The following is a 20,037-nucleotide window of genomic DNA, read 5'->3' on the forward strand; positions in this document are numbered from 1 at the left end:
CTAGCGCGGTGGCAGCACCTTGCCCGGATTCAGGATCCCGTCCGGATCCAGCGCGGCCTTGATCGCGCGCATCGCCGCCAGCGTCTCTGCGCTGAAGGCCTGGGCCATGAAGTCGCGCTTGGCCACGCCGATGCCGTGCTCGCCGGAGAGTGTGCCTTCCAGCGCCAGCACCAGTGCGAACAGACGCGGCAATGCGGCATGTGCGCGCGCGTCTTCGTCGGCATTGGCCGGGTCGTACATGATGTTGACGTGCAGGTTGCCGTTGCCGGCATGGCCGAAGGCGACGATCGGCAACGCGAACTCGGCGGCAAGCGCTTCCACGCCGGCCACCAGTTCGGGGATGCGCGAGACCGGCACCACCACGTCCTCGTTGATCTTGCCCGGCTTGATCGTGCGCAATGCCGGCGACAGCGCACGCCGCGCGGCCCACAACCTGTCGCGCGCGCTGCCATCGGCGGCCACGTCCAGGCTCACCACGCCCTCGCCATCGGCGGCATCGTGCAAGGCCTGCAATGCGTAGGGCAGGGTGTCGTGATCGCCATCGGCTTCGATCAGCAGCATCGCGCCGGCCTCGGGCACATCGCTGCCGTTGCGGCGCAGTAATGCGATCGCACTGGCATCCATGAATTCCAGCATCGTCGGCGTGGCCGGTTGCGCCATGATGCGCGACACCGCCGCCGCGGCGCTGGCCGCATCGCGATACAGCGCGCGCACGCCGGCTTGCGCGATCGCGCGCGGCGTCAGCTTCAAGGTCGCTTCGACGATGATCGCCAGGGTGCCTTCGCTGCCGACCAGCAGATGCGTCAGGTCGTAGCCGGTGGAATTCTTCGTGTACGCGCCGCCGCAGCGGATCACCTCGCCGGTGCCGGTCACAGCGACCAGGCCGAGCACGTTGTCGCGGGTGGCGCCGTATTTCACCGCGCGCGGGCCGCCGGCATTGGTGGCCAGGTTGCCGCCGACGCTGCAGATGTCCGCGCTGGACGGATCCGGCGGCCAGAACAGGCCATGCGGCTGCAAGGCCTGCTGCAATTGGCCGTTGAGCAGGCCCGGTTGCACGATGGCGCAGCGATCGGCCGGACGCAGCGCAAGGATGCGATCCATGCGTGCCATCGACACCACCACGCCGCCGGAAAACGGTACCGCCGCACCGGTGGTGCCGGTGCCGGCGCCGCGCGCGACGATCGGCACGCCATGCGCGCGGCAGGCCTGCACGATCGCCACCACATCCTCGGTATCGCCCGGCAAGGCGACGGCGCCGGGCAATGCCCAGCGGCGCGAATCGTCCTCGCCATAGCGGCGCCGCGCGTCGTCGCCGGTCAACCAGCCATCGGGGCCAAGCCGCGCGGCCAGCAACGCGGCCAGGGCAGTGGGAAGCACATCGGTCATGAAGTGTGATCCTGTGATGCCGCGCGCTGGATGCATTTCCATCCCAGCACCGCGACGGTGAGCGGCAGCCAGACCCAGCGCAGCTCGGAGAGCAGCGTGGCAAGGCCGCGCGCATTGAAGAAACCGTTGGCGAAAGGCGACACGCGAATCGGCCGCCAGGGCGCGAACCAGCGCGCCTCGCTCCAGGGCCAGGTCAGTGCAACGCCCAGGCCACCGGAGGTCATCGCATCCAGCAATGGATGCGATGCGGCGCAGACGAACAAGAACGCTGCTGCCTGCAGCGCGTCCGCACGCAACAGGCGATGCGCAACACCACCCAGCAGCGCGATCAGCCCGGCAAACAGCAACGAGTGGCTGGCACCGCGATGGCCGAACGCATCCGCATACGGAACATGCAACGCGAACGCCAGCACATCGGCATCGGGCAACATCGCCGCGACGATGCCGGCACCGAGCAGGCGCGGCGACAGGCGGCCGCGTTCACTGGCGCACCAGAGCGCCAGCGGCACCGCGGCATGGGTGATGATGGTCGGCATCGCGCGTGGGTCGTCGTCAGCAATCGTCGGCGCGGAAGGCGTCGCGGATCCAGTTCAGCACCACCGGCTCGCCGCTGGCTTCCACTACATCGAAGCGGCACGGCAAGGTCGCCAGCGCCGGGTGATAGGCAAGGAACAACTGCGCGGCCAGCACCAGCTTGCGGCGCTTGCGCGCATCCACCGATGCCGCGCCGCCGCCGAAGCGGTTGTCGCGGCGATAGCGCACTTCCACGAACACCAGTGCCTGGCCGTCGCGCATCACCAGATCCAGTTCGCCGCCGCGGTAGTTGGCATTGCCCACCACCAGTTGCAACCCGGCCTGCTCCAGCAGCGTGCGTGCGGCCGCTTCCACCGCCGCACCCCGCTGCTGGCGCGCTGCCGGCATGGCGTCAACGGCCGTCGGCGATCGGCACCGGGCGGCCACCGTTGAAGGTGGACCAGGCCGGGGTGCGCAGCACGTTGCCGAAGCCATCCAGATGCAGCGTGCCGGTGGCGCCACGCAGGCCGCCGTCGGTGCCGGTGGCGAGTTTTTCCAGATAGGCGCTGATCTTCCAGGCGTCGTAGCCGAACGCGAACAGGCGCGCGCCGGGTCCGCGTGCGCTGGGCAGCGTGCTGGCAACCTGGGTGGAGGCCGGCAGCCCGGACACGCCCAGCGCGGTCCAGGTTTCGCTCGGGTAGATGATGCCATCCAGGGCCAGGTCGTCTTCGACCTTGCCGGTGCCGGCCACCAGCTGCGAGGTGCCCACGCGCGACTTGCCGGCGAATCCGCTCAAGGCCAGTTGCGGCGCCAGCGCGCGCGCGGTGTTGCCGCGCACCGCCAGGAATACCGCATCGGCAGCACCGTAGTTGCGCAGCTGCGCACCGATGTCGCCCGGTACCTCGGCCACGCTGATGCTGCCGGCGACGCTGCCGCCGCGTTCGGTGAAACGGTCGCGGAAGGCCTTGATGGTGCGCTTGCCGTTGTCGTCGCTGGTGCCGACGATCAGCACGTTGCGGCGCTCGCGCGAGAGCAGGTATTCGGCGGCCATGATGCCGTCGTCTTCCGGCGCCAGCGAGAAGCCGGCGCTGCCGCTGGGCGGTGCCTTGTTGTCGGTGGGGCGGTTGAGCGCCAGCACCGGCACTGCCAATTGGCCGCGCGCGAACACGGCGCTGACCTCGTCGCGACCCAGCGGGCCGACCACATAGTCGACCCCGGCGCTCACCGCCTTGTCGTAGGCGGCATTGGCGCCGGCGGCGGTGCCGGCGGTATCGAAGAAGCGCAGTTCCGGGCGGCGGCGGGTTTCGGCGTAGTAACCGGCCAGCAGGCCGTCGCGCACCGGCGCCGAGGCGGTCGCCAGGCTGCCGCTGAGCGGCAGCAGCACGCCCAGCTTGACCGGCGGGCGATAGCCGTCGCGTTCGGCCGGCGGGCGCTTGCTGGTGTCAAAGCCCCATTGCGCGTCGCGATCGAACGCGCGCGGCAGCGCCAGCCCGCGGCTGATCAAGGCGCGGCCGGCAAAGTTGTACAGCGGGTCGCCCGCCGGCAGCGCCGCAGTGCGGCCCTTCAGCGTGGCGTCGTCGAGTGCGGCGAGCAGGCGCACGATCGCGCGCTGGTTCTCGCTGCGCGGGGTGCCGGTCAGGCTGGCGTCGGCGCGTGCGCGGTCGGCGGCGGCCCCGAACAGGTCGCCGGTGCCTTCCAGTGCGGCGGCGCGTGCCAGCAGCCAGCGGGTCTGCAGCGGCTGCGGCAGGCCTTGCGGGCTGTCGCCCAGGGCCTGCAGCGCCTGCGCGGCCTGCTTGTCGATCACCGCCAGCTCGCCGGTCAATAGCGCGAAGCGGGCGCGGTCTTCGCCGCTGAGATGGCGCGGGGTCACCTGGGCCAGCAGCGTGCGCGCACGTGCGTCATCGCCGGCGTCGTGCCAGCCGAATGCAGACGCGGCCAGCAGGCGGCTGCGCTGCGCACCGCTAGCGCTGGCCGCCTCGGCTTCCAGTTGCTGCGCCGCCTCGCGCGGCTTGCCCTGGTCCAGCAACGCCAGCGCCGCGCTCTGGGTCGGCGAGGCGGTCTGGGTCACGCTGCTGGTGGCGCAACCGGCGGCCAGCATCACCATCAGCGACAGGGCGGAGATCCTTGCAACACGCTTGTTCATTTCAGATCCATTGGACGGGGCCCGCCGGGGCGGACCGTTAAAAACGCTACGATTCTACCCTTTGCCCTACGGAATACCGTTGATGACCTCCCCCGGAACCCTGCACGTGGTCGCCACGCCGATCGGCAACCTGGCCGACCTGTCGCCGCGTGCGCAGGAGGTGCTGCGTGGCGTGGCCGCGATCTGCGCCGAAGACACCCGCCATACCCGCCAGCTGCTCGGCCATTTCGGCATTGATCGCCCGTTGCTGGCCCTGCACGACCACAACGAAGAGGCGATGTCCGAGCGCATCGTCGCGCGCCTGCGCGAGGGCGAGTCGCTGGCCATCGTCAGCGACGCCGGCACCCCCCTGGTCAGCGACCCCGGCTTCAAGCTGGTGCGCGCCGCCCGCGCGGCCGGGATCCGGGTCAGCCCGGTGCCGGGTGCCTGCGCCGCCATCGCCGCGCTCAGCGTGGCCGGCCTGCCCAGCGACCGTTTCGGCTTCGAGGGCTTTCTGCCGGCCAAGAGTGCCGCCCGCCGCGAGCGCCTGGCGCACCTGGCCGGCGAAACCCGCACCCTGGTGTTCTACGAGTCCTCCCACCGCATTGTCGAGTCGCTGGCAGACCTGCGCGGAGCCTTCGGTGACGAGCGCCCGGCGGTGATCGCCCGCGAGCTGACCAAGCTGTTCGAAACCGTGCTCGACGGCACCCTGGCCGAGCTGCAGGCCAGGGTCGAAGCCGACGACAACCAGCGCAAGGGCGAGTTCGTGGTGATGGTGCAGGGCGCCGCCGACGCCGCCGAAGGCCAGCTGGCCGAAGGCCGCCGAGTCTACGCCAAGCTGGCCGAACACCTGCCGCCGTCCACCGCGGCCAAGCTGGCTGCCGAGCTGACCGGTGCGCCGCGCAAGGCCTTGTATGGCGGGTAGGTGTGCTGTTGCAGGAGCACGTTGACCTGTAGTGGGATTTTTCTCGGTAAGGCCTCTCGCGCCCGGGTGCGCTCCTACGGGCAATTGCGGGCCTGCCGGCGATGGCGGGGCCGGCTCGCGGCGCCGTTCTGCACGGTGGCGATAGCGTATAGTGCGCCCCGGCGGAGTCGGCCAGACAGTCGCGTCACTCGCAAGAGTGCCGAGGAAAGTCCGGGCTCCATAGGGCAAGGTGCCAGGTAACGCCTGGGCGGCGCAAGCCGACGGAAAGTGCAACAGAAAGATACCGCCTACGTCCCTCGTCACCCCTCTGCCGCCACTGAAGCGTGTCGGCGATGCATATAGGCATCGCCAAGTGCGTTCGGAGGCCGCAGAGGGGTGGCGAGGGGCCGGTAAGGGTGAAATGGTGCGGTAAGAGCGCACCGCGAGTCCGGTAACGGACCGGCACGGCAAACCCCACCTGGAGCAAGACCAAATAGGGATCCATTGGCGTGGCCCGCGCTGGATCCGGGTAGGTTGCTTGAGCGCTGCGGTGACGTAGCGCCTAGACGAATGACTGTCCACGACAGAACCCGGCTTACCGGCCGGCTCCGCCACCTTACTTTCGGGCGTTCGCCCTTCTCAACGCGGGCCCCTCTGGGGGCCAGAATTCCGCGGCTGTGTCGCTGCCTTCTTTGGGCGTTCGCCCCAAGACCACACCCACGCTTGGTACCGCCTTCGGCAGTACAAAACGCGGGCCCTGCTGCGGGCATGCCAGAACCCCCGCGGCTGTGCCGTTGCCTTCTTTGGCGTTCGCCCTAAGCAGACACCCACGCTTGGTACCGCCTTCGGCAGTCCAAAACGCGGGCCCCGCGCCGGGCATGCCAAAACCCTGCGGCTGTCGCCGCGCCCCCTTGACTCAAGGGGGCTTGCACTTGGGTGCTAGCTGGGCGCTGGTTGCGGCAGTCATTGTCTACGCGTCCCGACGATGTCCAGCCGCGTTTCGCCCTGGAAGATCCCGGCGGGGCCGAAGCGGCGTTCGTGGATGAAGCCGCTGCCCTCGTGGTCCACCGCGACGATGGTGCTGGCGCGGGTGCCGTAGCTGGAGCCGTTGATGAAGGCGGCCGAGAGCAGGCGTTCGGTGGGCAGGTCCACGCCGGTGTGGGGCAGGGCGGCGTCGGGCGCGATGGCGGGGTTGCCCAGGGCGGTCCACAGCGGTTGCAGGTCGTCGCTGCCTGCCGCGCACCAGTCGTGCAGGACTGCAGTCAGTGCGGCGGTCTTGGGCCAGTGCGCGTCCAGCGGGCCATTGGACATGCCGTGGATGCCCGGCGCCAAGGTGCGTGCCAACGGCGGGTGGTTGCTGAGGTGTTCGCAGCGCTCGGCGTCGCACAGCAATAGATTGAATGGCGGGAATTCGTGCGCGGCCGCTGCCAGGTCGCCGGCGTAAGCGGCCGCGTCCAGGCTGCCGGCCAGGTAGTCGGCAATGAGATGTCCGCGCGAGCGGCCGGACGCAGTGGCGAGCGGGTCGCGCACATTGGTCACCACCGCGGCGCGGCCGTCGCTGCCCAACCCCACCCAGCTGCCGCCCGAGCGCAGGTCGCGGCCCGCCAGCACGCCGTCGGCGGGTGCCGGCCAGGGCGCCAGTGCAGCGGTCGGCCGGTCGTGGAATTCATCGCGGTTGCCCGCCAGCAGTAGACGCCAACGCGGGTGGGTTTTCCAGGCAAGAGCGACCAGGCACATGGCGCCGATTGTCGCCTGTTTGCGCAACGACCATGTGCAGCTGGCGCAGTGTGAAGTGAGACTGCGGTCGGGTTTACATGGCCTTCACGCCCCTGAATTTTTGTTCAATCTCAAAATCTGAGATGAAACAGCAACTTGTGGATAACCTTTGAACAAGTCTCTAAAGAGTGCTGCAACTCATTGATGCGACTGGCGATTTGTGACCTTCAAAGTTGTTGACAACCTTTGACGCGCTGCTAAGGTGGGCAACGGAGGGAAAACCAGGTGTTTTGTGGTTTTTCGTGGTTCAATGATCCCCCAGCGGGTATTCGAGGTTGTATTCGGTGTTTCAGGGCGAGACTGCCATCACGGTGGACGACAAGGGGCGTATGGCGGTGCCAACCGCGTACCGCGACCTGGTCACGCGCGTGAGCGGCAATCGCCTGGTGCTCACCTACAACCCGTTCGAAGCCGGGTGCCTGTGGCTGTACGCGGAAAAGGAGTGGGAGCGGGTGCGTGACGATGTGATGTCCAAGCCCAATACCCAACGCGTGATCCGCACGCTGCAGCAGAAACTGGTGGGTTCTTCCGCAGTGTTGGAGCTGGACGCCAATGGCCGTCTGAGCATCCCGGCCAGCCACCGCAATGCGGTCGGCATCGAGAAGAAGGCCGTGCTGCTGGGCATGGGCGACAAATTCGAACTCTGGAGCGAGCAGGCACATCGCGCACTGATCCAGCAGACATTGTCTGACGGGGATCTGGGCGATGAATTGCTCGATCTCAGGTTGTGAGCCGGGGTGCCCGGATGCGCGGTGAAGCGCAGCCCGGTCACCCGGTGTCGCAGCCACCGGCGGCCCATGTGCCGGTGCTGTACACGCAGGTTCTGGACGGCCTGCAGGTGATCGAAAACGGAACCTATCTCGATGGCACGTTCGGACGTGGCGGACACGCCCGTGGCGTGCTGCAACATCTTGGCCCGGGAGGTCGACTGCTGGTGATGGACAAGGACCCCGACGCGATCGCCGTGGCCGAACAGTCGTTCGGTGACGATGCGCGCGTGTCCATCCATCGCGGCAGCTTCGCCGGCCTCGGCCAGGTGGTCGCTGCGGCAACCGTCGACGGCATCCTGCTGGATCTGGGCGTGTCCTCGCCGCAGCTGGACGTGGCCGGGCGCGGTTTCAGTTTCGGCAAGGACGGCCCGCTGGACATGCGCATGGATCCGGACGCCGGCCAGAGCGCGGCCGAGTGGCTGGCGCATGCCAGCGACCGCGAGATCGCCGACGTGCTGTGGACCTATGGCGAAGAGCGCCAGAGCCGCCGCATCGCGCGCGCCATCGTGGCCCGCCGCGCCGAACAGCCGCTGCTGCGCACCGCGCAACTGGCCGAGCTGATCGCCTCGGTGATGCCGCGCGGCGACAGCAAGACCCACCCGGCCACGCGCAGCTTTCAGGCGATCCGCATCTACATCAACCGCGAGCTGGACGATCTGGAAGCCGGCCTGGACGCCGCCCTGGGCGCGCTCAAGCCCGGCGGCCGCCTGGCGGTGATCAGCTTCCACTCGCTGGAAGACCGCATCGTCAAGCAGTTCATGGCCCGCTACGCCAAGGCCCCGCCGAGCAACCGCCGCCTGCCCGAAGCGCAGCCGTTCGTGCCGACGCTGCAGCTGATCAGCGGCGCCATCAAGGCCGACGACGCCGAACTGAGCGTCAACCCGCGCGCCCGCAGCGCGGTGTTGCGGGTGGCCGAGAAGCTGGGAATGGGGAATGGGGAATCGGGAATGGGCAAAGGCAACAGTGCCGCTGCTTCACGAATCCCGAATCCCGAATCCCGATTCCCGGCGTCTCCGAACGGAGACGCTGCATGAGCCGCCTGCTGCTCATCGTGCTGCTTGCCTGCAGCATCGCCTCGGCGATCGGGGTCGTGTACATGCGCCACATGCATCGCAAGCTGTTCGTGCAGTTGTCCAAGCTCGAGCACACGCGCGATGAATTGAATATCGAATTCGGCCGGCTGCAGCTGGAGCAGGCCACCTGGGCGGAAAGCAATCGCGTGGATCAGGTTGCGCGTGCGCGCATCGGGATGAAGTTCCCGGAGACCAACGACATCGTGGTGGTGCGCCCATGAGCGGACTGCAGGTGACCGAACGGCAGGACAGCCGTCTTGCACGGCGTAGCCGCCCGCAGGGGGGCGCACACACAGGTACGCCCATGACAAAACGGCAGGACAGCCGTTTTGCACGGCGTAGCCGCCCGCAGGGTGGCGCACACGGAGGTGCGCCATGAAGGCCGGCCGCAACCGCGCGCGCAGCAACTTCAACCTGCGTGGCCGCCTGACGCTGGTCGGCATCGCGCTGGGCCTGTGCTCGGTGACGCTGATCGGCCGGGCGGCGTTCGTGCAGCTGGTCAACCGCGATTTCTACCAGCGCCAGGGCGAAGCGCGCTATCTGCGCGAACTGCCGATCGCCACCTCGCGCGGCATGATCACCGACCGCAACGGCGAGCCGCTGGCGGTGTCCACGCCGGTGGAATCGATCTGGGTCAATCCGCAGGAACTGTTGCGCAACCCGGACCGCATCCCCGAGCTGGCCAAGGCGCTCGGCCAGCCGCTGGACGAGTTGAACGCCAAGCTGGCGCAGAAGGCCGGCAAGGAATTCATGTACCTGCAGCGCCGGATCAACCCGGACAAGGCACATGCGATCGTCGACCTGAAGATCCCCGGTGTGTTCTCGCAGCGCGAGTTCCGTCGCTTCTATCCGCAAGGCGAGGCGATGGCCCATGTGCTGGGCTTCACCAATATCGACGACCGCGGCCAGGAAGGCCTGGAGCTGGCCTTCGACGAATGGCTGCGCGGCAAGCCGGGCTCCAAGAAGGTGGTGCGCGATGCGCGCGGCGCGATCGTGGAGAGCGTGGATCTGGTACGTCCGGCGCAGCCGGGCAAGGACCTGACGCTGAGCATCGACCGCCGCATCCAGTTCCTGGCCTACAAGGAACTGCGCAACGCACTGGTCGAAAACAATGCGGCCGGCGGGTCGATGGTGGTGATGGATGTGGCCACCGGCGAAGTGCTGGCGATGGTCAACCTGCCCACCTACAACCCCAACGCGGTCACCGGCATCAACCCGTCGGCGCGCCGCAACCGTGCGGTCACCGATCTGGTCGAGCCGGGCTCGACGATGAAGCCGCTGACCGTGGCCACCGCGCTGACCGCCGGTGTGGTGACCAAGGACACGGTCATCGACACCAACCCCGGCTACATGTCGGTGGGGCGCTTCACCATCCGCGATGTGCCGCGCAACAACGGCGTGCTCAACGTCACCGGCGTGATCACCCGCAGCTCCAACATCGGCGCGGCCAAGATCGCCGCCAAGGTGCCGGACCAGACCTTCTATCAGTCGATCCGCAACTTCGGTTACGGCGCTGCCCCGCACAGCGGTTTTCCCGGCGAATCGGCCGGCGTGGTGCTGCAGCCGGCGCGCTGGAGCGGCCCGTCCAAGACCACCATGTCCTACGGCTACGGCCTGTCGGTGACGCCGCTGCAGATCGCGCAGGCCTACGCCACGCTGGGCAACGGCGGCAAGCTGACCCCGCCGACCTTCGTGCGCGGCCAGCACAACGAAACCCGCCAGGTGGTCACTCCGGAAGTGGCGCGCCAGGTCATCGACATGATGGAAACCGTGGTCACCCAGGGCGGCGCCAAGGGCGCGGCGATCCTGGGCTATCACGTGGCCGGCAAGACCGGTACCGCGCGCAAGAACGGCGCCAACGGGTACGAGCGCGGGCATTACAACGCGCTGTTCGCCGGCCTGGTGCCGGCCACGCGGCCGCGCTTTGCCACCGTCATCGTGATCAACGATCCGCAGGGCAAGGTGTATTACGGCGGCCTGGTGTCGGCGCCGGTGTTCCACAAGGTGATGGAAGGCGCGCTGCGGCTGATGGACGTGCCGCCGGACGACATCCAGTCGTGGCTGGCCGCGCAGGCCGCCGGCAAGACCGGGCAGCCGGTGGTCAAGCCGCAGCCGGCCGATCTGGACCCGGCGTTGGTGCCGGACCCGGTGGATGAAGTGTCTGCGGGTATTCCCACCGCACTCGCACCGGCTGCACTGCCCGCACCCGCCCAGCCTGCACCGCTGCAGGAGAGCCGCCAGTGAGCCGCAGCATGCCGCTGTCGCAGTTGTTGCCGGACGTGCCGCTTGCGCACGAGGTGCAGGTCTCGGGCCTGGTGATGGACAGCCGTGCGGTGCGTGCGGGCGATGCCTTCGTGGCGATCGCCGGTTTCGGTGCGCATGGCCTGGGCTTCGTCGACCAGGCGCGCGCCAATGGCGCGGCGGCGGTGTTGTTCGAGCCGCCGGCGCCGGCCGATCTGCCGGCACCGGCCGACGCGATCGCGGTGCCGGGCCTGCGTGCGCGCCTGGGCGCGATGGCCGATCAGTTCCACGGCCAGCCCTCGCGGGCGATGCGCATGGTCGGCGTCACCGGCACCAACGGCAAGACCTCCACCGTGCAATTGCTGGCGCAGGCCCTGACGCTGCTCGGCACCCCTGCCGGCACGCTCGGCACCCTGGGCGTCGGTCTGTACGGCAGCGCCGTGCCGACCGGTTTCACCACGCCGCTGGTGCTGCAGACGCATGCCTTGCTGGCGCAGTTGCGCGACGCGGGCGCGCAGGCGGTGGCGATGGAAGTCAGCTCGCATGCGCTGGACCAGGGCCGCGTGGATGCAGTGCATTTCGACGTGGCGGTGTTCACCAATCTCACCCGCGACCATCTCGATTACCACGGCGACATGGCGCAGTACGGCGCGGCCAAGGCCAGGCTGTTCACGCGCGCCGGATTGAAAGCCGCGGTGGTGAACCTGGACGATGAATTCGGCCGCACGCTGCTGGCCTCGCTCGACCCCGCGCTGCGCGCGATCGGCGTGAGTTCGCGCGCGCAGGCCCAGGCAGGCGTGCGTGCGCAGGCACTGCAGCTGGATCACAACGGCATCAATTTCGCGCTGCATCTCGACGGCCAGGTGCACCCGGTGCACTCGCCGCTGCTGGGCCGCTTCAACGTGGACAACCTGCTGGCCGTGGCCGGTGCGTTGTCTGCGCTGGAGATCGCGCCGGCGCAGATCGCCGAAGTGCTCGGTCGGTTGCAACCGATCCACGGCCGCATGAATCGCCTGGGTGGTGCGCATGGCGCACCGCTGGTGGTCGTCGACTACGCACACACGCCCGACGCGCTGGAACAGGCATTGGCCAGCCTGCGTGCGCATGCACAGGACCGGCTGATCTGCGTGTTCGGCTGCGGCGGCGAGCGCGACACCGGCAAGCGCCCGCAGATGGCGGCCATTGCCGAGGTCAATGCCGACGTGGCGATCGTCACCGACGACAACCCGCGTGGCGAAGATGGCGATGTGATCGTGGCCGATATCCTGCGCGGCTTCGCGCGCCCGGATGCGGCCATCGTGCAGCGCGACCGCGCCGCGGCGATCCATCAGGCCATCAGCATGGCTAGTGCCTCCGACATCGTGCTGATCGCCGGCAAGGGCCACGAGCCGTACCAGGAAGTCGCCGGCGTGCGGCATGCCTTCGACGACGCCATCGTGGCGGCGCAGGCCCTGTTGCCGCGGACCGTGCTGGGAGTGCGCGCATGAAGCTCACGCCGCTGTCGTTGATCGCCCACTGGGCCGGTGGCGAGCTGCATGGCGACGACGCCATGATCGACACCGTCGGCAACGACACCCGCACGCTGACTAACGGCAGCCTGTACGTGGCGCTGCGCGGCGAGCGTTTCGACGGGCACGACTTTGTCGCAGACGCGGTGGCGCACGGCGCCAGCGGTGTGCTGGTCGATCGCCTGCTGCCGGCGCTGAGCGTGCCGCAGGTGCTGGTGGAAAATACCGAACTGGCGCTGGCGCGTATCGCCGCCGGCATGCAGCGCGATCGTGCCACGCGGGTGATCGCCTTGACCGGCTCCAACGGCAAGACCAGCGTCAAGGCGCTGCTGCTGGCCATCCTGACCGAGGCCGGGCGTGTCGACGGCACCACCGTGTACGCCACGCCGGGCAACCGCAACAACGAGATCGGCCTGCCGCTGGCGGTGATCGCGGCGCCGGACGATGCGGACCTGGCGATCTACGAAATGGGCGCCGGCAAGCCGGGCGATATCGCCTATCTCACCGAGATCGCCCAGCCGCACGTGGCCCTGGTCAACAACATTGCGCCTGCCCATCTGGAACGCCTGGGCAGCCTGCTCGGCGTCGCCCGCACCAAGGGCGCCATCTACGCCGCATTGCCGGCCGATGGCGTGGCGGTGATCAATGCCGACGATGCCTTCGGTGCCTGGTTCGAGCAGCAACTGCATGCGCAGCCGGTGCAGGGCCGCCGCGTGTTGCGCTACGGCCTGCAGGCCAGTGCCGACATCACCGCGCATGGCTTGCGGCTGCAGGCCAGTGGCGCGCAATTCACCCTGGTGACCCCGCAAGGCCAGGCGCAGATTGCGCTGCCGTTGCCGGGCCGCCACAACGTGCTCAATGCGCTGGCCGCGGCCGGCCTGGCCTTGGGTGCGGGCATCGCCTTGCCGATCATCGCCGCCGGTCTGGCGCAGGTGCGTCCGGTGGCCGGCCGTCAGATCACCCACGCCCTGCCTGGCGGCGCGGTGCTGATCGACGACAGCTACAACGCCAACCCCGGCTCGCTGGATGCCGCCATCGACACCCTGGCCGCTGCGCCTGGCGAAGGCTGGCTGGTGCTCGGCGACATGCGCGAACTCGGCCCGGAAGGCGCCGCCCTGCATGCCGCCGCCGGCCGTCGCGCGCGCGCGGCCAAGCTGCAGCGCCTGTACGCGCTGGGCGAGCTCAGTGCCGCCGCCGCACAGGCGTTCGGTGAGGGCGGCCGCGTATTCGCCACCCATGCCGCGTTGATCGCGGCCTTGCAGGCGGATCTGGCGCAGCTCGCCGTTTCGCCGACCCAAACGCAGGAATCTTCTTCGATGTACGAACACACCGGTGCGGCGGCGCAGACTGCCGCCACCACGGCGCAAACCCCGCCCACGCTGCTGGTGAAAGGCTCCCGTGGCAGCGCCATGGACCGCATCGTCGCCGCGCTGCTCGCACCAGCGGAGGACGCATCCCATGCTGCTTGAGCTGGCGCGTTGGCTGCAGCAACTGGAGAGCCTGTTCGGGCTGTTCAACTATCTGACCTTCCGCGGCATCCTGGCCGCGCTGACCGCGCTATTCCTGTCGCTGTGGATGGGCCCGGCGGTGATCCGCAAGCTGGCCCAGTTCAAGGGCGGCCAGCCGATTCGCCAGGACGGCCCGCAGACGCATTTCTCCAAGGCCGGCACCCCGACCATGGGCGGCTCGCTGATCCTGCTGACGGTGACCTTGTCGGTGCTGCTGTGGGGCGACCTGCGCAACCGTTACGTGTGGTTGGTGCTGGCGGTGATGGTCTGTTTCGGTGCGATCGGCTGGTACGACGACTGGATCAAGATCGTGCGCCGCGATCCCAACGGCCTGAAGTCGCGCTGGAAGTATCTGCTGCAGTCGATCTTCGGCCTGGCTGCGGGCCTGTTCCTGTACTACACCGCCGACGTGCCGGCCGCGATCACCTTCTACATCCCGATGTTCAAGTCGATCGCGCTGCCGCTGGCCGGCGTGAGCTTCGTGGTGATCGCCTACTTCTGGATCGTCGGCTTCTCCAACGCGGTCAACCTGACCGACGGCCTGGACGGCCTGGCGATCATGCCGACCGTGCTGGTGGCCTGTGCGCTGGGCGTGTTCGCCTACGCCTCGGGCAACGTGGTGTTTGCCGAATACCTGAAGATCCCGCTGATTCCCGGAGCCGGCGAGCTGATCATCATCTGCTCGGCGATCGCTGGCGCAGGCCTGGGCTTTCTGTGGTTCAACACCTATCCGGCCATGGTGTTCATGGGTGATATCGGCGCGCTTTCGCTGGGCGCGGTGCTCGGCACCATCGCGGTGATCGTGCGCCAGGAGATGGTGCTGGTAATCATGGGCGGGGTGTTCGTGATCGAAACGCTGTCGGTGATGATCCAGGTCGCCAGCTTCAAGCTGACCGGCAAGCGCGTGTTCCGCATGGCGCCGATCCATCACCACTTCGAACTCAAGGGCTGGCCGGAGCCGCGCGTGATCGTGCGCTTCTGGATCATTTCGGTAGTGCTGGTGCTGATCGGCCTTGCCACGTTGAAGGTGCGCTGATGAACGACATGTCCCGCCAGGCCACGCGACTGGACGCCATCGGCGGCCGCTACGACCCGTGGCTGCTCGGGGCCGCGGCCACGCTCGCCTCGCTGGGCGTGGTGATGGTGGCGTCCAGCTCGATCGAGCTGTCCGACAATCCGTTCTATTACCTGACCCGCCATCTGCTGTTCCTGGGCATCGGCGTGGGCCTGGCGTTCTGGGCGATGCGCACCGAGCTCAAGACCATCGAGCAGTACAACCAGGTGTTGCTGCTGGCCTGCTTCGGCCTGCTGATGGTGGTGTTCGTGCCCGGCCTGGGCAGCAGCGTCAACGGCGCCAAGCGCTGGATCAACCTGGGCGTGTCGAAATTCCAGACCGTCGAAGCGGTCAAGGTGCTCTACATCGTGTGGCTGTCCAGCTACCTGGTGCGCTTTCGCGACGAGGTCAATGCGACTTGGCCGGCGATGCTCAAGCCGCTGGGCGTGGCGATCGCACTGGTCGGCCTGCTGCTGATGCAGCCGGACTTCGGCTCGTCCACGCTGCTGCTGGCGATCACCGCCGGCATGCTGGTGCTGGGCGGGGTGAACCTGCCGCGCATGTCGATGCCGATCGTGTTCGGCCTGCCGGTGTTCGCCTTCATCGCGATCCTGGAGCCGTACCGGCTGCGTCGCATCACCTCGTTCCTGGACCCGTGGGCCGACCAGCTCGGCTCCGGCTATCAGCTGTCCAACGCCTTGATGGCGGTCGGCCGCGGCCAGTGGACCGGCGTGGGCCTGGGCGCCTCGGTGCAGAAGCTCAACTACCTGCCCGAAGCGCATACCGACTTCATCTTCTCGGTCATCGCCGAAGAGCTCGGCTTTGTCGGCGTGTGTGGGGTGATTTCGCTGTACGCGCTGCTGGTCGGCCGCGCGTTCTGGCTGGGCATGCGCTGCGTGGAAATGAAGCGTCACTTCTCCGGCTACATCGCCTTCGGCATCGGCTTGTGGATCAGCCTGCAGAGCTTCGTCTCGGTAGGCGTGAACCTGGGCATCCTGCCGACCAAGGGCCTGACCCTGCCGCTGATTTCCTCCGGCGGTTCGTCGGTGCTGATGACCTGCGTGGCGATGGGCCTGCTGCTGCGCGTGTCCTACGAAATGGATCGTGCCGAGCGCCTGCGCAGCAAGTTGTCGCCGCAGGGTGCGGGCGCAGCGTCGGCCGAGCCGGCCGAACCGGTGGTCGAATCGGCCGCGCCGGCCTATGCGCCCGCGCGCAAGCCGCAGCGCGAGCCGGTTGCCGCCGCACCCGCCCCGGCACCGGTTGCTGCAGCCTCGGCCACGTCTGCGCATGCGTCCGAGTTCCTGCGCGGCACCAGCCGCATGCAGCCGCGCGTGGAACCGACCTTCGGGAGGATTGCATGAGCGCTCATGCAAATCCCGCGCAAACGCCTGCACATCCAGGTGCGGGGATCCAACCAGTGATGATTCTGGCTGGCGGCACCGGCGGGCATATCTTCCCGGGTCTGGCCGTGGCCAAGGTGCTGCGCGCGCGTGGCGTGCCGGTGACCTGGCTGGGCGCCGACGGTGCAATGGAAACCCGGCTGGTACCGCAGCACGATATTCAACTCGATACGCTGGCCATCAGCGGCCTGCGCGGCAAGGGCCTGGTGAAATTGCTCGGTGCACCGGTGCGGGTGATGCGCGCGGTGCGCGCCGCCGGCTTCGTGCTGCGCAAGCGCCAGCCGCGCGCGGTGATCAGTTTCGGCGGCTTTGCGGCCGGCCCGGGCGGCCTGGCAGCGCGGCTGCTCGGGGTGCCGTTGCTGGTGCATGAGCAGAACCGTGCGCCCGGCATGACCAACAAGGTGTTGTCGCGGTTTGCGCGCCGTGTGCTGACCGGTTTCCCAGGCAGCTTCGCCGGCGAAGAAGCGGTGGGCAATCCGGTGCGTGCGGAAATCGCAGCGCTTCCCGCGCCGGCCACGCGCCTGCTCGGCCGTGGCACTGCCGTACGCGTGCTGGTGCTCGGTGGCAGCCAGGGCGCACGCGCATTGAACCAGGCCGTGCCGGCGGCACTGGCCGCGCTCGGTCACCCGGATGTGGACGTGCGCCACCAGTGCGGCGAAAAGCTGCGTGCCGAAGCCGAAGCCGAGGCCGCGTACGCGCAGGCGGGCGTCAACGCCAGCGTCGAACCCTTCATCGCCGACATGGCCGCCGCCTACGCCTGGGCCGACCTGGTCGTGTGCCGCGCCGGTGCCTCCACGCTGGCCGAACTGTGCGCCGCCGGCATCGGCAGCGTGCTGGTGCCCTTCGCCGCAGCGGTGGACGACCACCAGACCCGCAATGCCGAATACCTGGTTGGCGCCGATGCCGCCGTGCTGCTCAAGCAGGACGACACCCTGGCCGCGCGCCTGCAGCAGGTCTTGCAGACCCTGCTCACCGACCCCGCCCGCCGCCTGGCGATGGCGCAGGCCGCCCGCACCCTGGCCAAGCCGGACGCCGCCGAACGCATTGCCGACATCATTCTTCAGGAAGCCGGGAGTGGAGATTCGGGATTGGGGATTCGTAAAGAGCAACAGCACAAGCAGGAAAGCATGCAGAAATCCGTTAATGGTCAATTCTCGGCGCGATCGATCGCCGCCGTTGCCAATCTCCAATCCCGAATTCCCAATCCCGGCACCTCCACCGGAGGTGCTGCGTGATCCGCCGTCTGCAGGACAGTGGCGACCTGGTGCGGGCGTTTCCGCGCGTGCATTTCGTCGGTATCGGCGGCACCGGCATGAGCGGCATTGCCGAGGTGATGCTGACGCTGGGCTATGAAGTCTCCGGCTCGGACAACTCCGATAACGTGGCGACGCGGCGGCTGGCCAAGCTGGGTGCGCGGGTGATGCGCGGGCATTCGGCGGCCAACGTGCTCGGCACCGATTGCGTGGTGGTGTCCAGCGCGATCCGCGAAGACAACCCCGAGCTGATGGAAGCGCGCAGCCAGCGCATTCCGATCATGCCGCGTGCGGCAATGCTGGCCGAGTTGATGCGGTTCCGTCGCGGCATCGCGGTGGCCGGCACGCATGGCAAGACCACAACCACCAGCCTGGCCGCAGCGGTGCTGAGCGAGGGCGGGCTGGATCCGACCTTCGTCATCGGCGGGCAGTTGCTGGCCGCCGGCGCCAACGCCAAGCTGGGTGGCGGCCAGTGGCTGGTGGCCGAGGCCGACGAGAGCGACGGCAGCTTCCTGCGCCTGAATCCGCTGATGGCGGTGATCACCAACATCGATTCGGATCACCTGGAAAACTACGGCAACGATTTCGCACGCATCCAGGCCGCCTTCGCCGAGTTCCTGCAGCGCCTGCCGTTCTACGGCCTGGCGTTGCTGTGCATCGACGACCCGGAAGTGGCTGCGCTGGCCGGCAAGACGCCGCGCCACGTGATGAGCTACGGCATGAGCGAAAACGCCGACGTACGCGCCGAAGACGTCGTGCAGGACGGCCCGCGCATGCGCTTCACGCTGCGCCTGCCCGAAGGCACCACCACCCCGGTGACGCTCGCCTTGCCGGGCCGCCACAACGTGCTCAACGCACTGGCGGCCGCTGCGATCGGCTGGCAGCTGGGCGTGGCGCCGGAGACCATCGCGCGTGCGCTGGAAAACTTCGCCGGTATCGGCCGTCGCTTCAACGACCTGGGCGAAGTCACCACCAGCACCGGTGCGCGCGTGCGCGTAGTCGACGATTACGGCCACCATCCGCGCGAGCTGGAAGCGGTGTTCGCCGCCGCCCGTGGCGGCTGGCCGGACAAGCGTATGGTCGTCGCATTCCAGCCGCATCGCTACAGCCGTACCCGCGATCAGTTCGATGCCTTCGCCGCGGTGCTGAGCACCGTCGATGCGCTGGTGCTGAGCGAGGTCTATCCGGCTGGCGAAGCGCCGATTCCAGGCGCCGATGCGCGCGCGCTGGCGCGTGCGATCCGTGCGCGCGGCCGCAGCGAACCGGTGGTGGTCGGGCAGATTTCCGGCCTGGCCGAAGTGCTGCCGGACGTGCTGCAGGACGGCGATCTGCTGCTGATGATGGGCGCCGGCGATATCGGCTATGTCGCGCAGCACATCATCAACAACGGTTTCACCGGAGCGAGCGCATGAGCGCGGAGATTCCCAACGCACGTACCAGCGATCCGGCCGCGTTCGGCCGCGTCGCCGTGCTGCTCGGCGGTACCTCGTCCGAGCGCGAAGTGTCGTTGAACTCCGGCAGCAACGTGCTTGACGCACTGCGCGCGCGCGGTGTCGACGCGCAGCCGGTCGACGGCATTCCGGCCTTGGCGCAGGCCCTGGTCGAAAAACGCTTCGATCGCGTCTTCAACGTGCTGCACGGCCATAAAGGCGGCGGCGAAGACGGCATCGTGCAAGGCCTGATGGAAGCCTTCAAGGTGCCGTACACCGGCTCCAACGTGCTGGGCTCGGCGTTGAGCATGGACAAGATCCGCACCAAGCAGGTGTGGCTGTCGCTGGGCCTGTCCACGCCGCGCTATGCGCGCCTGGCCGCCGGTGCCAGCGCCGACGACATCCATGCCGCCGCGCGGCAGATCGGCTTGCCGGTGATCGTCAAGCCGGCCAACGAAGGCTCCAGCGTCGGCATCAGCCGCGTGTTCGACCAGGCCCAGCTCGAACAAGCCGTGCTGCTGGCGGCGCGCTACGACGGCGCGCTGCTGATGGAGCAGCTGATCGAAGGCGACGAACTCACCGTGGCCGTGCTCGGCGAGGTCGCGCTGCCGTCGATCCGCATCGTGCCCAAGGGCCAGTGGTACGACTACAACGCCAAGTACCTGGCAGACGACACCCAGTACCTGTGCCCGGGCCTGGACGGCGATGCCGAGACGCAACTGCGCCAGCTCGCCCTGGACGCCTTCGGCGCTGCCGGCGCCAGCGGCTGGGGCCGCGTCGACGTGATGCGCGACCGTGCCAGCGGCCAGCTGTATCTGCTGGAGGTCAACACCGCCCCCGGCATGACCAGCCACTCGCTGGTGCCCAAGGCCGCGCGCCAGCTCGGCATCGATTTCGAAGAACTGGTCTGGCGCGTGCTGGAGCAGACGCTATGACGCGGGGATTGGGGATTCGGGATTCGGGATTGGCCAACAGCGACGCCATGCGCGCCGTTGTTGTTGCCGTGGCGAATCTCCAATCCCTAATCCCCAATCCCGCGCGCGCAGCGCGCGCCGTTGCGATTCCCTATTCCCGATTCCCCATTCCCGCGCGCGGAGCG

The 20,037-nt window shown here is 68.4% G+C and carries 17 protein-coding genes and 1 other RNA gene; 13 read left to right on the forward strand and 5 right to left on the reverse strand.

The window, feature by feature from the left end; translation table 11 throughout:
* Genes AC1PLS_RS04040 through AC1PLS_RS04055 form a run of 4 tightly spaced genes read right to left on the reverse strand, consistent with a single transcriptional unit; the run spans position 1 to position 4,042 of the window.
* Positions 1 to 1,386 carry an FAD-binding oxidoreductase gene (locus AC1PLS_RS04040; RefSeq protein WP_481104239.1) on the reverse strand — a complete coding sequence of 462 codons (1,386 nt, stop codon included), beginning with the start codon at positions 1,384 to 1,386 and terminating at the stop codon, positions 1 to 3.
* Positions 1,383 to 1,922 carry a metal-dependent hydrolase gene (locus AC1PLS_RS04045; RefSeq protein WP_274340979.1) on the reverse strand — a complete coding sequence of 180 codons (540 nt, stop codon included), beginning with the start codon at positions 1,920 to 1,922 and terminating at the stop codon, positions 1,383 to 1,385. The genes AC1PLS_RS04040 and AC1PLS_RS04045 overlap by 4 nt, the downstream gene beginning before the upstream one ends.
* Before the next feature lie 16 nt (positions 1,923 to 1,938).
* On the reverse strand, positions 1,939 to 2,307 hold the full coding sequence (locus AC1PLS_RS04050) for a YraN family protein (RefSeq protein WP_046345708.1): 369 nt from the start codon (positions 2,305 to 2,307) through the stop codon (positions 1,939 to 1,941).
* A gap of 4 nt (positions 2,308 to 2,311) precedes the next feature.
* The gene (locus AC1PLS_RS04055; RefSeq protein WP_039530705.1) at positions 2,312 to 4,042 is read right to left on the reverse strand and encodes a penicillin-binding protein activator; all 1,731 of its coding nucleotides are present in this window, start codon (positions 4,040 to 4,042) and stop codon (positions 2,312 to 2,314) included.
* A gap of 82 nt (positions 4,043 to 4,124) precedes the next feature.
* Between AC1PLS_RS04055 and rsmI the strand changes: the two genes are divergently transcribed.
* Together rsmI and rnpB are read left to right on the forward strand one after the other, a co-directional pair.
* Complete coding sequence (gene rsmI / locus AC1PLS_RS04060; RefSeq protein ID WP_039523544.1) at positions 4,125 to 4,946, forward strand: 16S rRNA (cytidine(1402)-2'-O)-methyltransferase; 822 nt, start codon at positions 4,125 to 4,127, stop codon at positions 4,944 to 4,946.
* A gap of 163 nt (positions 4,947 to 5,109) precedes the next feature.
* Positions 5,110 to 5,539: RNase P RNA component class A (rnpB, locus tag AC1PLS_RS04065), an RNA gene on the forward strand.
* 349 nt (positions 5,540 to 5,888) lie between these two features.
* Here the strand turns inward: rnpB and AC1PLS_RS04070 are convergent.
* Positions 5,889 to 6,662, reverse strand: a complete 774-nt coding sequence (locus AC1PLS_RS04070; protein WP_184432087.1) for an NRDE family protein — start codon at positions 6,660 to 6,662, stop codon at positions 5,889 to 5,891.
* Positions 6,663 to 6,976: 314 nt separating this feature from the next.
* Here AC1PLS_RS04070 and mraZ point away from each other — a divergent pair, with 314 nt between their 5' ends.
* The 11 genes from mraZ to AC1PLS_RS04125 all read left to right on the forward strand — a co-directional run bounded on the left by mraZ (position 6,977) and on the right by AC1PLS_RS04125 (position 19,873).
* Complete coding sequence (gene mraZ, locus AC1PLS_RS04075; protein ID WP_024939430.1) at positions 6,977 to 7,432, forward strand: division/cell wall cluster transcriptional repressor MraZ; 456 nt, start codon at positions 6,977 to 6,979, stop codon at positions 7,430 to 7,432.
* Between the two features lie 14 nt (positions 7,433 to 7,446).
* Entirely contained in the window at positions 7,447 to 8,505 is a 1,059-nt protein-coding gene (gene rsmH, locus AC1PLS_RS04080; protein WP_212579598.1) for a 16S rRNA (cytosine(1402)-N(4))-methyltransferase RsmH, read from the forward strand.
* Positions 8,502 to 8,765, forward strand: a complete 264-nt coding sequence (ftsL, locus tag AC1PLS_RS04085; protein ID WP_005991913.1) for a cell division protein FtsL — start codon at positions 8,502 to 8,504, stop codon at positions 8,763 to 8,765. The genes rsmH and ftsL overlap by 4 nt, the downstream gene beginning before the upstream one ends.
* Positions 8,766 to 8,919: 154 nt before the next feature.
* Complete coding sequence (locus tag AC1PLS_RS04090) at positions 8,920 to 10,788, forward strand: peptidoglycan D,D-transpeptidase FtsI family protein (protein ID WP_016903085.1); 1,869 nt, start codon at positions 8,920 to 8,922, stop codon at positions 10,786 to 10,788.
* A gap of 8 nt (positions 10,789 to 10,796) precedes the next feature.
* The gene (locus AC1PLS_RS04095; RefSeq protein ID WP_024939427.1) at positions 10,797 to 12,272 is read left to right on the forward strand and encodes a UDP-N-acetylmuramoyl-L-alanyl-D-glutamate--2,6-diaminopimelate ligase; all 1,476 of its coding nucleotides are present in this window, start codon (positions 10,797 to 10,799) and stop codon (positions 12,270 to 12,272) included.
* On the forward strand, positions 12,269 to 13,762 hold the full coding sequence (locus tag AC1PLS_RS04100) for a UDP-N-acetylmuramoyl-tripeptide--D-alanyl-D-alanine ligase (protein WP_184432084.1): 1,494 nt from the start codon (positions 12,269 to 12,271) through the stop codon (positions 13,760 to 13,762). The genes AC1PLS_RS04095 and AC1PLS_RS04100 overlap by 4 nt, the downstream gene beginning before the upstream one ends.
* Entirely contained in the window at positions 13,752 to 14,837 is a 1,086-nt protein-coding gene (gene mraY / locus AC1PLS_RS04105; RefSeq protein ID WP_024939425.1) for a phospho-N-acetylmuramoyl-pentapeptide-transferase, read from the forward strand. Before AC1PLS_RS04100 ends, mraY begins: the two co-directional genes overlap by 11 nt.
* Positions 14,837 to 16,216 carry a putative lipid II flippase FtsW gene (ftsW, locus tag AC1PLS_RS04110; protein WP_024939424.1) on the forward strand — a complete coding sequence of 460 codons (1,380 nt, stop codon included), beginning with the start codon at positions 14,837 to 14,839 and terminating at the stop codon, positions 16,214 to 16,216. Before mraY ends, ftsW begins: the two co-directional genes overlap by 1 nt.
* Positions 16,213 to 17,490 (forward strand): undecaprenyldiphospho-muramoylpentapeptide beta-N-acetylglucosaminyltransferase, encoded by a 1,278-nt coding sequence (murG, locus tag AC1PLS_RS04115; protein ID WP_481104240.1) that lies wholly within the window; start codon positions 16,213 to 16,215, stop codon positions 17,488 to 17,490. Before ftsW ends, murG begins: the two co-directional genes overlap by 4 nt.
* Entirely contained in the window at positions 17,487 to 18,920 is a 1,434-nt protein-coding gene (murC, locus tag AC1PLS_RS04120; protein ID WP_481104241.1) for a UDP-N-acetylmuramate--L-alanine ligase, read from the forward strand. The genes murG and murC overlap by 4 nt, the downstream gene beginning before the upstream one ends.
* Positions 18,917 to 19,873 carry a D-alanine--D-alanine ligase gene (locus AC1PLS_RS04125; protein WP_481104242.1) on the forward strand — a complete coding sequence of 319 codons (957 nt, stop codon included), beginning with the start codon at positions 18,917 to 18,919 and terminating at the stop codon, positions 19,871 to 19,873. Before murC ends, AC1PLS_RS04125 begins: the two co-directional genes overlap by 4 nt.
* The last annotated feature ends 164 nt before the right edge of the window (positions 19,874 to 20,037 follow it).

This window comes from Xanthomonas sp. NCPPB 3218 (genome assembly GCF_056725185.1).

Excerpts from the sequence above, each read along its gene's own strand:
- AC1PLS_RS04040 (WP_481104239.1), bottom strand. The coding sequence starts at position 1,386 with ATGACCGATGTGCTTCCCACTGCCCTGGCCGCGTTGCTGGCCGCGCGG.
- AC1PLS_RS04045 (WP_274340979.1), bottom strand. The coding sequence starts at position 1,922 with ATGCCGACCATCATCACCCATGCCGCGGTGCCGCTGGCGCTCTGGTGC.
- AC1PLS_RS04050 (WP_046345708.1), bottom strand. The coding sequence starts at position 2,307 with ATGCCGGCAGCGCGCCAGCAGCGGGGTGCGGCGGTGGAAGCGGCCGCA.
- AC1PLS_RS04055 (WP_039530705.1), bottom strand. The coding sequence starts at position 4,042 with ATGAACAAGCGTGTTGCAAGGATCTCCGCCCTGTCGCTGATGGTGATG.
- rsmI (WP_039523544.1), top strand. The coding sequence starts at position 4,125 with ATGACCTCCCCCGGAACCCTGCACGTGGTCGCCACGCCGATCGGCAAC.
- AC1PLS_RS04070 (WP_184432087.1), bottom strand. The coding sequence starts at position 6,662 with ATGTGCCTGGTCGCTCTTGCCTGGAAAACCCACCCGCGTTGGCGTCTA.
- rsmH (WP_212579598.1), top strand. The coding sequence starts at position 7,447 with ATGCGCGGTGAAGCGCAGCCCGGTCACCCGGTGTCGCAGCCACCGGCG.
- ftsL (WP_005991913.1), top strand. The coding sequence starts at position 8,502 with ATGAGCCGCCTGCTGCTCATCGTGCTGCTTGCCTGCAGCATCGCCTCG.
- AC1PLS_RS04090 (WP_016903085.1), top strand. The coding sequence starts at position 8,920 with ATGAAGGCCGGCCGCAACCGCGCGCGCAGCAACTTCAACCTGCGTGGC.
- AC1PLS_RS04095 (WP_024939427.1), top strand. The coding sequence starts at position 10,797 with ATGCCGCTGTCGCAGTTGTTGCCGGACGTGCCGCTTGCGCACGAGGTG.
- AC1PLS_RS04100 (WP_184432084.1), top strand. The coding sequence starts at position 12,269 with ATGAAGCTCACGCCGCTGTCGTTGATCGCCCACTGGGCCGGTGGCGAG.
- mraY (WP_024939425.1), top strand. The coding sequence starts at position 13,752 with ATGCTGCTTGAGCTGGCGCGTTGGCTGCAGCAACTGGAGAGCCTGTTC.
- ftsW (WP_024939424.1), top strand. The coding sequence starts at position 14,837 with ATGAACGACATGTCCCGCCAGGCCACGCGACTGGACGCCATCGGCGGC.
- murG (WP_481104240.1), top strand. The coding sequence starts at position 16,213 with ATGAGCGCTCATGCAAATCCCGCGCAAACGCCTGCACATCCAGGTGCG.
- AC1PLS_RS04125 (WP_481104242.1), top strand. The coding sequence starts at position 18,917 with ATGAGCGCGGAGATTCCCAACGCACGTACCAGCGATCCGGCCGCGTTC.